The sequence below is a fragment of the Streptomyces ficellus genome (assembly GCF_030406405.1).
GTDB classification, from domain to species: domain Bacteria; phylum Actinomycetota; class Actinomycetes; order Streptomycetales; family Streptomycetaceae; genus Streptomyces; species Streptomyces ficellus_B.
The window spans coordinates 1-14,672 of sequence record NZ_JAUEPL010000016.1 but is presented as its reverse complement, the minus strand read 5'-3'; the positions used below and the strand labels follow the sequence as shown (position 1 = coordinate 14,672).

Genomic DNA, 14,672 nt, shown 5'->3' with positions numbered 1-14,672 from the left:
GCCTCCTTGTGACGGATCGCGGACTGCGGAATGCGGGTTATTGCAGATGTGCGAGTTTCTCCAGCACGGGGGCGGCCTCGCGCAGCTTCGCCCACTCGTCCTCGTCCAGGCTCTCGGCCAGGGACGCCAGCCAGGCGTTCCGCTTGCGGCGGGACTCCTCCAGCATGACCTCGGCCTGCTCGGTCGGGCTGACCACCTTCTGGCGGCGGTCGTCGGGGTGCGGCTCCAGCCGGACGAGGCCCTTGGCTTCGAGCAGCGCCACGATGCGGGTCATCGACGGCGGCTGGACGTGCTCCTTGCGGGCCAGCTCACCGGGGGTGGCCGAGCCGCAGCGGGCGAGCGTGCCGAGCACCGACATCTCGGTGGGGCTCAGCGACTCGTCGACGCGCTGGTGCTTGAGGCGTCGGCCCAGCCGCATGACGGCGGAGCGGAGGGCGTTCACGGCGGCTGCGTCAGCCGGCTCACCGTGCAGGAGGTCAGGCATGTCTTTAGCTTAACTCATTACCCTCCCTAAATACACCTGGTGGGCAAACAGGGATGAGTGTCACCCGAACGAGTGAGAGCATGCCGGAAAGTGACGCGCGTGACCGGATGAGATGACAACCCTGGGCGGCATGGGATCGACAGTGCTCAGCCTGCGGATAGACGGAGAGCTGCTCGACCGGGTCCGGCGCCATGCCGCCAGAAGCGGAATGAGCGTCCAGGACTATGTGGTCCGGACGCTCATTCGGGAGGATTTCGACCAGCGCTTCGAGGCGGCGGTCGACGAGACGGAACGGTTCTACGGCCTTACCTGACTTACGTCAGGCCGAGCGCCGGCATGGCGTAGTAGAAGGCGAAGACCGCCGAGACGACGTACATCGCCGCCGGGACCTCACGGGCGCGGCCGGCCGCCAGGCGGAGCACGGTGAAGGCGATGAAGCCGATGCCGATGCCGTTGGTGATCGAGTACGTGAACGGCATCATCACCATCGCCAGGAACGCCGGCACCGCGATGGTGAAGTCGCTCCAGTCGATGTCCCGCACCGACCCGGCCAGGATCAGGAACCCGACCGCGAGCAGCGCGGGCGTGGCCGCCTGGGAGGGGACCATCGTGGCGAGCGGCGTGAGGAACAGCGCCACCGAGAACAGCGCGCCCGTGACGACCGAGGCGAGGCCCGTACGCGCGCCCTCGCCGACGCCCGCCGTGGACTCCACGAAGCAGGTGGTGGCCGACGACGAGCTGGCGCCGCCGGAGGCGACGGCGAGGCCGTCGACGAGGAGGACCTTGTTGATGCCGGGGAAGTCGCCGTCCTTGTCGATCAGCTTCGCCTCGTCGCCCACGCCGAGGATCGTGCCCATCGCGTCGAAGAAGCAGGAGAGCAGCACGGTGAAGACGAAGAGGCAGCCGGTGAGCAGGCCGACCTTCCCGAAGCCGCCGAAGAGGCTCACCTCGCCGACGAGCCCGAAGTCGGGGGTGGCGAGCGGGTTGCCGGGCCACTTCGGGGTGGTCAGGCCCCAGGACGGGATGGTCGCGACGGCGTTGATGACCATCGCGACGACCGTCATGGCGACGATCGAGATGAGGATGGCGCCCGGCACCTTGCGGATGATCAGGGCCAGGGTGAGCAGCGCGCCGAGGACGAAGACCAGGACCGGCCAGCCGCTGAGGTGACCGGTGGCGCCGAGCTGGAGCGGGACGGTGGTGTGGGCGGCGTCCGGGATGCGGGAGACGAAGCCCGAGTCGACCAGGCCGATCAGCATGATGAACAGGCCGATGCCGATGGCGATGCCCTTGCGGAGCCCGACGGGTACGGCGTTCATCACCCGCTCGCGCAGGCCCGTCGCCACGAGCAGCATCACGACGAAGCCGGCGAGGACCACCATGCCCATCGCGTCCGGCCAGGACATGCGGGGCGCGAGCTGGAGGGCGACGACCGTGTTGACACCGAGACCGGCGGCGAGCGCGATCGGGACGTTGCCGATGACGCCCATCAGGAGGGTGGAGAAGGCCGCGGTCAGCACGGTGGCGGTGACGAGCTGGCCGCTGTCGAGCTGGTGCCCGTACATGTCCTTGGCGCTGCCGAGGATGATCGGGTTGAGCACGATGATGTAGGCCATGGCGAAGAAGGTCGCGAATCCGCCGCGTACCTCTCGGGCGACCGTGGAGCCACGTTCGGAAATCTTGAAGAAGCGGTCCAGGCCGCTGGTCGGCTGCTGGGGGGCCGGTGGCTGGGCGCCGGCGTCCACGAGCGCGGTGACCGAGGAGGGCATGCGAAACCTCATGGTGCGGGGGGCGGGAAGGGTGCTCGCCTGATCGTTCTCGTACGTTCACACGAACAAAAGGAGACAGGCGTAAGCCGTTTCAGTATGAACACATAATCGAAAGATCGGTATCTCCGCGCGTAGAGCGGCCGTGACCGGCGCACCAGCCGGCTCGCGGCGGCAGGTGCCGACCGCCACGGGGACCCACATACACTCGGGCTCATGGCGAAGTGGACCCCCAAGCACGAGGCACCCGAACCCCTGGAGGGGCCGGTCGTCGCCACGATCACCGGCGGCACGATCATCTGGTTCGTCCTCTTCCTCGCGCAGGTCCCCTTCTACGCCTGGTTCGCCGACCGCGATCTCACCTGGTGGGTCTGGACCTGCCTCGCGGGCGCCGGGCTCGGCCTGATCGGCATCTGGTACGTACGCAGGCGCGACGCGGCGCTCAAGCGCGCGGCAGCCACCGGCGAGGACGACCGGCCCGCCTCCTGACCGCCCCGGTACGTCGGCGCACCTGGTACGACCACAGGACCATTCGCCTCGTACCGTGGTGGGATCTTTGCCCCGCTCGGGGGGTGGCCGCGCCGCGACGGTCGTACCGTCGAAACCATGACGCAGCGGGCGAAGATCGAGACCGGCGGCCCCGAGCCCGGTGGGCGCACCATCGACGCCGGGGCCGGACTCGACCCCGTACACCCCGCGCCGCCACCCGCGCAGCACCGGCCCGGCGGTCTGTCGGCCGCCGAGGTGGCCGAGCGGGTGGCGCGCGGCGAGGTCAACGACGTACCCGTACGCAGCTCCCGCTCCACCGTCGACATCATCCGGGGCAACGTCCTGACCCGCTTCAACGCGATCATCGGCGTCCTGTGGGTGATCATGCTGATCGTCGCGCCGATCCAGGACAGCCTGTTCGGGTTCGTCATCCTCGCGAACACCGGGATCGGCATCGTCCAGGAGCTGCGCGCCAAGAAGACCCTCGACGGGCTCGCCGTCATCGGCGAGGCCAAGCCGACCGTCCGGCGGGACGGGGTCGCGGCGGAGATCTCCACCTCGGAGATCGTCCTCGGCGACCGCATCGAGCTCGGCCCCGGCGACAAGGTCGTCGTGGACGGCGAGGTCGCCGACGCCGACAACCTGGAGATCGACGAGTCGCTGCTGACCGGCGAGGCCGATCCCGTCCTGAAGAAGCGCGGCGACCAGGTCATGTCGGGCAGCTTCGTCGTCGCGGGCGGCGGCGCGTTCACGGCCACCAAGGTGGGGCGGGAGGCGTACGCGGCGCAGCTCGCCGAAGAGGCGTCCCGCTTCACGCTCGTGCACTCCGAGCTGAGGTCCGGGATCTCCACGATCCTCAAGTACGTGACCTGGATGATGGTCCCCACCGCGATCGGGCTCATCATCAGCCAGCTCGTCGTCAAGAACACCAACGTCAAGGACTCCATCGCCCGTACGGTCGGCGGCATCGTGCCGATGATCCCGGAGGGGCTGGTGCTGCTCACCTCCGTGGCCTTCGCCATCGGCGTCATCCGGCTGGGGCGCAAGCAGTGCCTGGTGCAGGAACTGCCCGCGATCGAGGGGCTCGCCCGCGTCGACGTCGTGTGCCTCGACAAGACCGGCACGCTCACCGAGGGCGGCATGGACGTCACCGAGCTGCGCGCCTTGAACGGCACGGACGAGGCGTACGTACGCGGAGTCCTCGGCGCGCTCGGCGCGTCCGACCCGCGGCCGAACGCCTCGCTCCAGGCCATCATCGACGCCTGCCCGGACGGCGAGGAGTGGCGGTGCACCCAGGCGCTGCCGTTCTCGTCGGCGCGCAAGTACAGCGGCGCCGCCTTCAGCGAGGGCGACGGGCGCACCAGCACCTGGCTGCTCGGCGCGCCGGACGTGCTGCTGCCGGACCACGACCCCGTCCTCGCCGAGACCGAGGAGCTCAACCAGAAGGGGCTGCGGGTCCTGCTGCTGGCCCGGGTGAGTGGCGCCCTTGACGACCCCAAGGTCGCCGAGACGGCCGACGCCGCCGCCCTCGTCGTACTGGAACAGCGGCTGCGGCCCGACGCGGCCGACACCCTCGCCTACTTCGCCGACCAGGACGTCGCCGCCAAGGTCATCTCCGGCGACAACGCCGTCTCCGTGGGCGCCGTCGCCGGCAAGCTGGGCCTGCCCGGCGCCGACCACACCGTGGACGCCCGGCGCCTGCCGGCCGAGCGCGACGAGATGGCCAAGGTGCTCGACGAGGGGGCGGTCTTCGGGCGCGTCACCCCGCAGCAAAAACGCTCCATGGTCGGCGCGCTCCAGTCGCACGGGCACACGGTCGCGATGACGGGCGACGGCGTCAACGACGTGCTCGCCCTCAAGGACGCCGACATCGGCGTCAGCATGGGCTCCGGCTCGGAGGCGACGAAAGCCGTCGCGCAGATCGTGCTGCTCAACAACAGCTTCTCGACGCTGCCCGCCGTCGTCGCCGAGGGCCGCCGGGTCATCGGCAACATCACCCGCGTCGCGACGCTCTTCCTGACCAAGACGGTCTACTCCGTGCTGCTGGCGATCCTGGTGGTGTGCTCGCAGGTGGAGTACCCCTTCCTGCCCCGGCACCTGACCCTGCTGTCCACGCTCACCATCGGCGTCCCGGCCTTCTTCCTGGCCCTGGCGCCCAACAAGGAACGCGCCAAGCCGCACTTCGTGCGCCGCGTCATGCGGTACGCCATCCCCGCCGGGGTCATCGCCGCCACGACCACGTTCGCCACCTATCTGCTGGCCCGCACGCACTACAGCGGGGCGGGCGCCCTCGCCGCCGAGACCAGCGCGGCGACGCTCACCCTGTTCCTGGTGTCCCTGTGGGTGCTGGCCATCATCGCCCGCCCCTACACCTGGTGGCGGGTGGGGCTGGTCGCCTCGATGGGCGCGGGCTTCCTAGTGGTGCTCGTCGTGCCGTGGCTCCAGGACTTCTTCGCACTGAGGCTGGTGGGCCCGACGATGCCGTGGGCGGCGGTGGCGATCGCGGCGGTGGGCGCGGTGGTCCTGGAGCTCTCCTGGCGGTACGTGGGGCGGAGATTCCCGGCCTGACCGGCCGGTTTACGCTGTGCCGTCAACAGCGTGACGCCCGTGGCGAGATGGCCGGGGCGACGAGGGGGGAGATCCGCGCGTGCGGGACACCTTGGCTTTCCGAAGAACCCGAAGAAGCACTGCGGGGGGCGTGGCCGCGGCGCTGCTGGCCGGCGCCCTCGCGCTCGTACCGGACGTGAGCCGCGCTGCCGAGCCGGCACCGGCATCGGCATCGGCATCGGCACTGTCCACGACGGCCGCCGGGCCTGCTTCCGGGTCAGGTCCCGGGTCCGGGTCCGGGTCCGCCACGCTCGCCAACGGTGAGCGGCTCGAACTCATCCGCGGCGACGCCGGGGAAGCGGCCGCACCCGGCTTCCGCGTCGTGCCGAAGACCGGCCACCGGTCCGGCCGTTACGCGTACGCCACCACGGGCAACAAGCTCAGCGTGCAGCCGGTGGGCGAGCGGGAACCGCTGCCCGCCACCACGATCACCACCGGCGCACCCAGGACGTCCGCACCGGCCCCCAGAGCCGCCGCGGCCTCGTACAGGGTGACCATCAAGCTCGCCAACGCCGACCACATCGGCCCCATCATCCGGGTGTGGAACCGCAGTACGTGGATGAGCTATGACGTGGCGGCGGAGCAGTACGGCTCCTCCGGCACGATCGCGCTGCCGCCCGGTGACTACCTCACCGCCGGCCTCTACACCAGCTGGCAGAAGCCCGGCCACCTCCTCACCAAGACGTTCACGGTGAAGGACCGGGGCCTGACGGTGACGCTCGACGCGAGCCTCGCCAAGGAGACCGCCCTCACCGCCGACGAGCCGACCGCGCGCCCCTACGCCACCGCCGTGTGGCTGAGCACGCCGAAGGGCGGCATGATCGGCTTCGCGGGCGGCTGGGGCGGCGCCACCAAGGTGTACGTGACCCCCTTCACGCTGCCGGGCGTCTCGCTGCGCATCCACAGCCTCCTGGTCAAGGACGGCGCCACGGCCAACAACCCCAGCCCGTACCGCTACGACCTCTTCCACGGCTTCGACGGCGCCGTGCCCGCGACGCCCAAGGTGCAGGTCCGCACGGCCGACCTGGGCAGGACGGTCACCACCCTGCGCTCCGCCGGCCAGGACACCACCGGCTCCCTGCTGTCGTCGCCCTCGGTCGGCGACTCCTCCGGGGCGGGCATCAGCACGCCGGTCCGCATCCCGTCCACCGTCACCGAGTACATGACGCCCGGCATCGCCTTCACCCGGATGGCGTTCCACGACGGGGGACCGCGGTTCGACGGGGTGCCGCGCACCCTGGTCAAGGGCGCCAACGCCGGCGAGACGTTCGGCGGCGCGGCCTACGCCGTACAGACCCACGAGTCCGCCGCCACCCTCCGGGGCTCCCGGCTGAGCGTGTACGAGCCGTGGGGCTTCGGTGACGCGGCGGGCCACCGCGGATCCGACTCCGACGCGGTGCAGGACTTCCGCCTCACCTCGAACGGCGCGACGGTCGCCGAGGCCACGAACTTGAGCCCCCGCCAGTCGTTCAGCGCCGACCTGGCCCAGACACAGGCCCGGTACCAACTGGTCCACACCGTGCGCCACACCGGCAAGCCGAACCGCCTCACCCCCCGCCAGACGAACGAGTGGGCGTTCACGGCGAGCGGCTACGGGGTGGACACCCGCCCCCGTCTGACCGACGTCGCCCTGCGCGTCGACGGTCTCGACATCCGCAACGCCGCGGGCACCTCACCCGTCACCGTGCACGCCCACGCCACCTCCCGCACCCCGTACGCGACGGCGAAGGTCACGGGCCTGGAGTTCTCGTTGGACGACGGCGCCACCTGGACCGCGCTGCCCTTCACGGCCGCCGAGGACCGCGCGTCGGCCCAGCTCACCGTCGCGCAGGACACCCGGTTCGTCTCGCTGCGCACCACCGGCGAGGACGACGGCGGCTCCACCGTGCGCCGCACGGTCATCCGCGCCTTCGCGGGCCCGGCGCCCCTCACCGACGAGAACGTCGGCGCCACGAGGATCAGCGATGTGGCCGTCAACGGCCGGCGCGTGATCGCGCCGGCCACCTACGACGACCCCTACGCCCCGCCGTACACCGTGCGGTTCACGGCCACCGACCCCTCCGGCATCGCCGCCACGGGCGCGGTCCTCTACCGGGGCGCCCACGACCGCCCCGACGCGGTCATCCCCGTCCAGGTGCCGCAGTGCACCGAGGTGGACGCCACCACGTCCACCTGCGAGGCCGGCTTCTGGCTCAACGCCCGCACCCAGCTCGGCCGCAACGACCTCGCCGGTGAGTGGAGGCTCGCGGTCTGGGCGTACGCCGCGGACGGCCAGGGCTTCACCGACCTGAACACGGCCGGCACCGCGCTGATCCTGCGCCAGACGCGGGTGACGATCAAGGCACCCACCACACCCGTCACCGCGGGCACGCTGTTCACGATCAGCGGCATCGCCGGCATCAACGACTGGTCGACCGGCCGCTGGAACGCCCTCGCCGGGAAGTCGGTCAAGCTGGAGTACCGCAAGCCGGGCGTCTCCACCTACACCACGGCCGCGACGGTCACCTCCGACTCGACCGGAACCGTCAAGGCCACCGTGAAGGCCGCCCACGACGCCAACTGGCGCTGGCTGCTGCCCCGTACGCCCGGCGTGGGCGCCGCGGCGTCGCCACTCGCCTTCGTGGACGTCCGCTAGCGACCCGTGAGAAGGGGGCGCCGGTCATCACGACCGGCGCCCTCTTCGCGCTTCGGCGAGCGGCGGCTCAGTCGAGGCTCGGTCGAGGCTCAGTCGAACCAGCGGTCCCGGGCCAGCTCCTCGGTCCGCGAGGGGTCCTCCAGCAGTGCCGCGACCTCGAAGCGGCGCGGCCACTGGCCGGCCGCCCACGCCAGGCCCGCCGCGACGCCCTCCAGCGTCGCCGCGTGGAGGGTGCCGTCCGCGGTGCGGCGCCAGTCCAGTTCGGCGCCGCCCGCGCGCAGCTCCTCGTGCTCGATGTACGTCGCGGGGGTCGCCGGGCCGAGCAGGGCGCGCACGGCCTGCGGGACCTCGCGCTCCTGGCCGTCCGTCGTGACGTCCGCGTCGACCTCCTCGCTGAGGCGCCGCACCTGCAACAGCTCCGCCAGCTCCGCCGCCCGCGTCGGGGACACCGGCAGCAGCGGCCGCCCGGCCGTCAGAGGCAGCAGGTCGGGCGCGTCGGCGACCAGCGCGTCGGCCGCGTCCACCACCCGCACCTCGCCGTCGACCACGGCGCGCAGCTCGTCGGGCAGGGTCACCTGCTCGGGGTCGAGGTCCGCCAGCGCCGTGTACAGGGCGTGCAGCTGGGCCCCGGTGACGCGGCGCTCCGGGTCGGCGAGGCGGGCCAGCAGCTCCGCCGCGCCGCCCGGCTCGTCGAGGAGGGCGGCGACGGAGGTGCGGACGCCCAGGGCCCGCAGCACCTGCGCGTCGGCGAAGCCGGTCGTGTCGGCCGGGTCGTACAGCCCCTCCAGCAGCGGATCGGCGCCCGCCGCGCGCAGCCCGGCCGGGCGGCGGCCGCCCAGCACCGGGTGGTCGCGCAGCCACCACGCCGTGTAGGAGCGGACGTTCTCCGTCGTGCCGTCCGGCAGCAGGACGCGCACCGGCTGCGTGAGGGCGTCGCGCAGCGGCGGGCGGGCCAGCAGGGCGAGCGCCTGCGGCCACGCGTCGTCGTCCACCAGGTCCAGGTCCCGTACGGCGACGATCTCCGTGGCGACCGGCGGCACCGGCGTCTCGGGCAGCCGGTCGAGCACGTCCTCGCACCACACGTCGACGGCGTCGAGCAGGCCGACGTCGTCCGGCTCGGCGTAGTCGCCCTCGCGCGGCTCCAGCTCGTCCGGGTCCAGGACGACATCGGTGGCCCGTACGAGGGCGAAGTTGGCCAGCACGCCGCACGCGGCGAGCGGCTGCTCGCCCCACCGCTCAGCCAGCTCGGCGTCCACCAGCGCCAGTTCGTCCTCGCGCATGACGGCGACGAAGGGGCTGCCCGGCATCACCAGCTCGCCCGCCGGGGCGAGTTCGCCGTCCTCGTCGGGCAGCGCGAGCGCGCCCAGCCACGGCTCGTCGCCCGGTTCCAGACCCGCGTCGCGTACGAGGGTGAGCACGGTCTCGGCCAGCTCCTCGGCGTCGGGCGCGTCCTCGTCCCACACCTCGGCGGCGTCCAGCGACGCGGCGACCGCCGCCCGCACCTGCGGCGTGGTGAGCACCGCCCGCGGGGTGGCGGGCAGCGCGCCGAGCTTCTCCAGGATCGGGTGGGCGGCCTCGGGGTGGGCCACCTTCAGGCCCAGCCGCGACAGGTCGGCGGGCGTGTCGGGCAGCGGGAGCAGCACATGGCGCGGGCCGGTCGCGGTGCGCCCGCCCACCAGGGGTACCGGCAGGCCGGTCAGCCGGTCGGGGTCGACGCCCGCGAGCGACTCGTACAGCCGGTGCCACCACTCCGGCGTGCGCTCGGTGCCCGCGAGCCGGTCGATCGCGTCACCGAGCGGCAGGCGCGCGACACCGAGGGCGCGCAGCTCGGTACGGCGCTCAAGGCCGGCGGGCAGCAGCGTCGGCAGGACTTCCGCCAGCACGCGTACGGTGTCGGCGCCCGCGCCCTCGACGACCTCCGCCTCGAACGGGCGCAGCGCGGTCAGCTCCTCCGTGGGCGCGGCGGGCGCCAGGAACGCCACGCGCGGCAGCAGCTCCAGCGCGGCCGCCCTGATCGCCCCGTCGAGGACGCCCTTGCCCAGCGGGCCGGGGACGAGGTCGATCGTGGCGGTCGACACGGGCCGCCAGTCGGCGAGCAGCTCGGCGTAGGCGTCGGCGGCGCGGCGCACCAGGAAGTCGGTCAGCGGGCCGGGCGCCGGGTGACGGCGGGTGGTGTCGAGCGGGAACGTCGCGATGAGCAGCGCGGGGACGCCGAGCGGCTCGTCGGTGGGCGTCGGCGCGTGCACCACCGGGGCGGTACGGGGCCGCACGGGGGCGCCCTCGTCGTCCACCGGGACGGCCCAGGTGACGGCCCAGTGGGGGCGCAGCCGCTCCTCGACGGGGCGGTCCTTCAGCAGCTCGGGCTCGATGGCGCCCTGGTGGCTGACGGTGCGCCAGCGCCGCGTGCCGCTCTCGCTGTCCTCGACGCAGACGTACTCCTCCCGCTGCGTACGGGTCAGCACGCGCCGCCCGCCGGGTGTCTCGACCACGACCTCGGTCAGCCCCGGCAGGGTCAGCAGGAGCGCGTCGTCGATCCCGGCGAGCAGCCGCTCGACCAGGTCCACCGCGGCGGCGTCCCGCAGCGGCAGGATCACCACCGTGTCGTACCCGGCGGGCGCGGTGCCCTCGGCGGGCAGCGGCAGCCGCAGCAGCGGTACGTGACCGTCGCGGCGGCGCAGTTCGTCGCCCAGGCCGGGGCTGACCCGCGCGGCCTCGGCGGCCATCTCGCGCGCCTCCCGCAGCGACCAGCGGACGCCCCCGTGGCGGCCCACGATGGCCGGCTCGTCGCTCACCGCGAGCACCGCGGCGAACCCGACGCCGAACCGGCCGACCACGCCCTCGTCGCCCTCCCGCTTGGCGGACGCGCGCAGCGTGCTGAGCGACTCGACACCGGCCGCGTCCAGCGGCGCGCCCGTGTTGGCCGCCGCGAGCACGGCGGGGCCGTCCGGGCCCGCCGGGTGCAGCGTCAGCCGCAGCCGTCCGGGCACGCCGGCGCGGGCGGCGGCGTCGGCGGCGTTCTGCGCGAGCTCCACGACGAGGCGGTCGCGGTAGCCGCCGAGGGCGAGGTCCTCCTCGGCGTTGGCGTCCTCCCGGAACCGCGCGGGCCCGGCACCCCACGCGTCGAGCACCCCGCGCCGCAGCCGCGCGGTCCCGAACGGGTCGGCCCCATCGGTCGCCGTCGCCCTCACGCTCACGTTGTGCTCCGCTCTCTTGGCTGTGCCTTACGGGGCCCGAAGGTACCGCGTGCCCAACCGCACACGCTTTTCCCCCACCCCGCCCCTTCCCGAAACCGGGGACTCCACCCCCGGCGCCCTGACCAGGGCAACACGGGAACGGCCCAGGGCCCCACGGAGCGGCGCAGACGGCAACCAGGCCCGCCCGGGCAACCGCCCACGCGGACAACGCCCCCGCCCCGGGGGCAGCCACGCCCGCAGGGCGGCCCCTGCCCGGGGGAGGGCTAGCTGTGGCCCAGGTCCTCCGACGCCGCGTCCGGCGAGACCGGTGGCACCGAGCCCTGGTCGCGGGCCGGGCGCAGCGGGAATTCGTCGGCGCGCATGGAGTCCAGCACCGGCGGCGCCGGCCGCGGCGGCTTGGGCATGATGGCCGCCTCGGAGTGCGCGCCGCAGCCGTACATGAGCGACACGACGTGCCCGTCCGCCGGCGAGAACTCATTCGCGCACACGCCGAACGCCTGCTTCAACGAGCCCGCCAGCGGCATCAGGAACCCGCACGAGACGCACGGCGCGGGCGCCGCCTGCGCCATCGGGGTCTTCGCGCCGAACGCCTCTTCCCACCGGTCGGCGGCGGTGTGCAGCCCGTACCGCGACAGCACCCGCGCACGCCGCAGGCCCAGTTCCTCGGCGACCGCCGCGATGGAGCCGCGCGAGGGGGTACGGGAGACGAACTCGGCGTCCTCGGCCTCGACCAGCTCGGCCATCTCCTCCGACACTGCGGAGTTCGGCGGCGGCGCGTCCTCGCCGGTGAAGCCGGGCTCCAGCCGCAGGTCGTCCTGCTCGGTCGGCAGCAGGTCACCGGGCCCGAGGTCACCGGGCCGCAGCCGTTCGCTCCACGGCACCCACTCGGGCGCGAGGAGCGCGTCCTCGCCCGGCAGCAGAACGGTCTCGTCGAGCGTGACGACCTTCGCGCGGGACGCGCGGGCGACGGTCACCGCCCAGCGCCAGCCCCGGTAACCGGGCTCGTGGCACTCGAAGAAGTGCGTGACGACCCGGTCACCCTCCGAGACCACCCCGGTGTGCTCGCCCACCACCCCGGGCGCGGCGACCTCCTCGGCCGCTTCCCGGGCGAAGTCCACCGCCTCGGCGCACAGGCGGTCGGGGGCCGGGGTACGCGGGGTACGGCTTCGCGTCGTCGCAGCACTCACAGGTCTCGCTCATCTCCTACGCCGTCTCACAGATGCGCCGGCCGATTCGCGATGTACCGGGCGGCGGGCGGAGCGGACCAGTGGGCCGCATCGACGTCCGCGCCCGACGTGTCTCGGGCACACCTACCGTCATCCATTCTGCGGGATGCCGAAGAGGCGCGCGGCCGAGAACTTCCGCCGGTGGCGCGCTACGCACGCTACCCCCTCCGCAGCCCGCCGCCCACCTGCCCGCCCCAAGTAGCCCTCATCACGGTTCGCCGAAGCGGCTGCTGGGGCACTATGACGAGGTGGCAGCCGCGGAGTCGCCCGAGGGTGCCGGCCCCCTGCGCAGGGCGGGCCGGCGGCTGGGCCGTGCCCTGCACCTGCCGTTCACCGGCACGGCCCGCGGTATCCGGAAAGCGACGCACGCGCACGGGGCCGGGGAGTCCGGTCTCGGCAAGCTGATCGAGCTGCACGCCGTGAACGGCGCGGGTGACGTCATGATCACCGTCGCCCTCGCGTCCACCGTCTTCTTCTCCGTACCGACCGACGAGGCACGCGGCCGGGTGGCGCTGTACCTGGCCATCACCATGGCCCCGTTCACCCTCCTCGCGCCCGTCATCGGGCCGCTCCTGGACCGGGTGCCGCACGGCCGCCGCGCGGCGATGGCGGGCGCGATGCTCACCAGGGTGCTGCTCGCCATCGCCCTGTCGGGCGCGGTCGCGACGGGTGACCTGGAGCTGTATCCGGCGGCGCTCGGCGTGCTCGTGGCGTCGAAGGCGTACGGAGTGGTCCGCAGCGCCGTCGTGCCGCGACTGCTCCCACCGAACTTCTCCCTCGTGAAGGCGAACTCCCGGGTGACGCTCGCGGGCCTGCTCGCCACGGGCGTCGCCGCGCCCGTGGGGGTGGGCCTCCAGCAGATCGGGCCGCAGTGGCCGCTGTACGGCGCGTGCGCGCTGTTCATCGGCGGAACGCTCCTCGCGATGTCGATGCCGCACAAGGTGGACTCGGCGAAGGGCGAGCGCAAGGCCCACATGCTGACGCACGGCGAGCGCAAACCGAGCCTGCGGACGGTCGGCCCGTCCGTCCTGCACGGGCTTCAGGCGAACGCCGCGCACCGCGTCCTGTCCGGGTTCCTGATCTTCTTCCTGGCCTTCCTGCTGCGTGAGCATCCGCTGTCCGGCCAGAGCGCGGCCGTGTCGCTGGGCATCGTCGGTGTCGCGGCGGGTGTCGGCAACGCGTGCGGTACGGCGGCCGGCGCGCTGCTCAGGTCCCGGGCCCCGGAGGCGATCGTCGCGACGATGCTGACGCTCGCGCTGTCGGCGGCGGCGCTGGCGGCGGTGTTCTTCGGCGGGGTGGCGGTCGCGGTGCTGGGCGCGGTGGCGGGCCTGTCGCAGGCCCTGTCGAAACTGTCGCTGGACGCGATGATCCAGCGGGACGTGCCGGAGGTGGTGCGCACGTCGGCGTTCGCCCGCTCCGAGACGCTGCTCCAGATGGCGTGGGTGGTGGGCGGCGCGATCGGCATCGCCCTGCCGCTGAACGGCTCGCTGGGCATGTCGGTGGCGGCGGCGATCCTGTTCCTGGGTGTGGTGGTGACCGTACGGGGCCTGCTGACGGCCGCGCGGCACGGCACGCCGCACCCCCGCGTGGCGTGACCGGGGGCGGCGTATAGCCTTCCAGCCATGACCGTTGCGTTCACTTCCGGTAAGGCCCGCCGGGCCGGCGTCGCTCTGGGTGCCGTCTCCGCCGGACTCCTCGTACTCTCCGCATGCGGCGAAAAGCCGACCCCGCTCGCGACCGTGACGGTCGGGTCCGACTCGGTCAACGCCGAGGCGACCTGCTACAACGACGGCGAAGCGATCAAGGAATCGCAGATCCAGTCCTGCCTGAACAAGAAGGCGGGGAAGACCATCACGGTCTCCATGGACGACAAGATCCGCTTCGGTGTCGACCCCGAGATCGCCGAGCACGGCTGGACCCTGTTCATCGGTGGCCAGCAGGCCGAGCAGGAGCCGTACAAGAAGACGTACCGCACCATCCCGGCCAGCGCGTTTCTCTCCAGCCAGACCGGGGAGACGTCGAAGACGGCCCGGATCAGCATCGTCGAGACGAACGGCAAGAAGCTGACGGGCATCTGGCACTTCGAGCTGAAGAAGGAATCCTGACCCTGCGCGTCCTGGTCGTGACGGCGGTGGCGGCGGAGGCGCAGGAGCTGACCCGGGAGGCCGGGCGGTGACCGGAGACCACCAGACCCTGGCGCTGCTGCTGTTCAGCGCGTTCATCGCGGTCACCCTCGGGATCACGACATGGGTGAGCCGCAACCGGCGCGGT

General features: G+C 72.8%; 10 protein-coding genes. 6 read left to right on the top strand and 4 right to left on the bottom strand.

Annotated features, from left to right (window positions below; genetic code table 11):
* Positions 1–37: 37 nt before the first annotated feature.
* Positions 38–484, bottom strand: a complete 447-nt coding sequence (locus tag QWM81_RS13150) for a MarR family winged helix-turn-helix transcriptional regulator (protein ID WP_290112022.1) — start codon at positions 482–484, stop codon at positions 38–40.
* A 130-nt stretch (positions 485–614) separates the two neighbouring features.
* Between QWM81_RS13150 and QWM81_RS13145 the strand changes: the two genes are divergently transcribed.
* On the top strand, positions 615–797 hold the full coding sequence (locus QWM81_RS13145) for a ribbon-helix-helix protein, CopG family (RefSeq protein WP_290112021.1): 183 nt from the start codon (positions 615–617) through the stop codon (positions 795–797).
* A gap of 1 nt (position 798) precedes the next feature.
* Here the strand turns inward: QWM81_RS13145 and QWM81_RS13140 are convergent, their stop codons facing one another.
* Positions 799–2,253 carry an NCS2 family permease gene (locus QWM81_RS13140; RefSeq protein WP_290112020.1) on the bottom strand — a complete coding sequence of 485 codons (1,455 nt, stop codon included), beginning with the start codon at positions 2,251–2,253 and terminating at the stop codon, positions 799–801.
* 213 nt (positions 2,254–2,466) lie between these two features.
* On the opposite strand from QWM81_RS13140, the gene QWM81_RS13135 reads away from it, so the two are divergent.
* From QWM81_RS13135 to QWM81_RS13125, 3 genes are all read left to right on the top strand, one after another.
* Positions 2,467–2,739 (top strand): DUF2530 domain-containing protein, encoded by a 273-nt coding sequence (locus QWM81_RS13135; protein WP_290112019.1) that lies wholly within the window; start codon positions 2,467–2,469, stop codon positions 2,737–2,739.
* A gap of 117 nt (positions 2,740–2,856) precedes the next feature.
* Positions 2,857–5,307: an HAD-IC family P-type ATPase gene (locus QWM81_RS13130; RefSeq protein ID WP_290112018.1), complete on the top strand. Its 2,451-nt coding sequence runs from the start codon at positions 2,857–2,859 to the stop codon at positions 5,305–5,307.
* 130 nt (positions 5,308–5,437) lie between these two features.
* The gene (locus QWM81_RS13125) at positions 5,438–7,981 is read left to right on the top strand and encodes a hypothetical protein (RefSeq protein WP_290112017.1); all 2,544 of its coding nucleotides are present in this window, start codon (positions 5,438–5,440) and stop codon (positions 7,979–7,981) included.
* Between the two features lie 89 nt (positions 7,982–8,070).
* Here the strand turns inward: QWM81_RS13125 and QWM81_RS13120 are convergent, their stop codons facing one another.
* Complete coding sequence (locus QWM81_RS13120; protein WP_435372361.1) at positions 8,071–11,175, bottom strand: sacsin N-terminal ATP-binding-like domain-containing protein; 3,105 nt, start codon at positions 11,173–11,175, stop codon at positions 8,071–8,073.
* A 263-nt stretch (positions 11,176–11,438) separates the two neighbouring features.
* Complete coding sequence (locus QWM81_RS13115) at positions 11,439–12,362, bottom strand: DUF3027 domain-containing protein (RefSeq protein WP_290112016.1); 924 nt, start codon at positions 12,360–12,362, stop codon at positions 11,439–11,441.
* 287 nt (positions 12,363–12,649) lie between these two features.
* Here QWM81_RS13115 and QWM81_RS13110 point away from each other — a divergent pair, with 287 nt between their 5' ends.
* Positions 12,650–13,996 (top strand): MFS transporter, encoded by a 1,347-nt coding sequence (locus QWM81_RS13110; RefSeq protein WP_290112015.1) that lies wholly within the window; start codon positions 12,650–12,652, stop codon positions 13,994–13,996.
* A gap of 27 nt (positions 13,997–14,023) precedes the next feature.
* The gene (locus QWM81_RS13105; RefSeq protein ID WP_290112014.1) at positions 14,024–14,506 is read left to right on the top strand and encodes a DUF2771 domain-containing protein; all 483 of its coding nucleotides are present in this window, start codon (positions 14,024–14,026) and stop codon (positions 14,504–14,506) included.
* Positions 14,507–14,672: the final 166 nt, after the last annotated feature.

Bases quoted from the DNA above. Each gene is read 5' to 3' on its own strand.
- QWM81_RS13150 (WP_290112022.1), bottom strand. From the start codon at position 484: ATGCCTGACCTCCTGCACGGTGAGCCGGCTGACGCAGCCGCCGTGAAC.
- QWM81_RS13145 (WP_290112021.1), top strand. From the start codon at position 615: ATGGGATCGACAGTGCTCAGCCTGCGGATAGACGGAGAGCTGCTCGAC.
- QWM81_RS13140 (WP_290112020.1), bottom strand. From the start codon at position 2,253: ATGCCCTCCTCGGTCACCGCGCTCGTGGACGCCGGCGCCCAGCCACCG.
- QWM81_RS13135 (WP_290112019.1), top strand. From the start codon at position 2,467: ATGGCGAAGTGGACCCCCAAGCACGAGGCACCCGAACCCCTGGAGGGG.
- QWM81_RS13130 (WP_290112018.1), top strand. From the start codon at position 2,857: ATGACGCAGCGGGCGAAGATCGAGACCGGCGGCCCCGAGCCCGGTGGG.
- QWM81_RS13105 (WP_290112014.1), top strand. From the start codon at position 14,024: ATGACCGTTGCGTTCACTTCCGGTAAGGCCCGCCGGGCCGGCGTCGCT.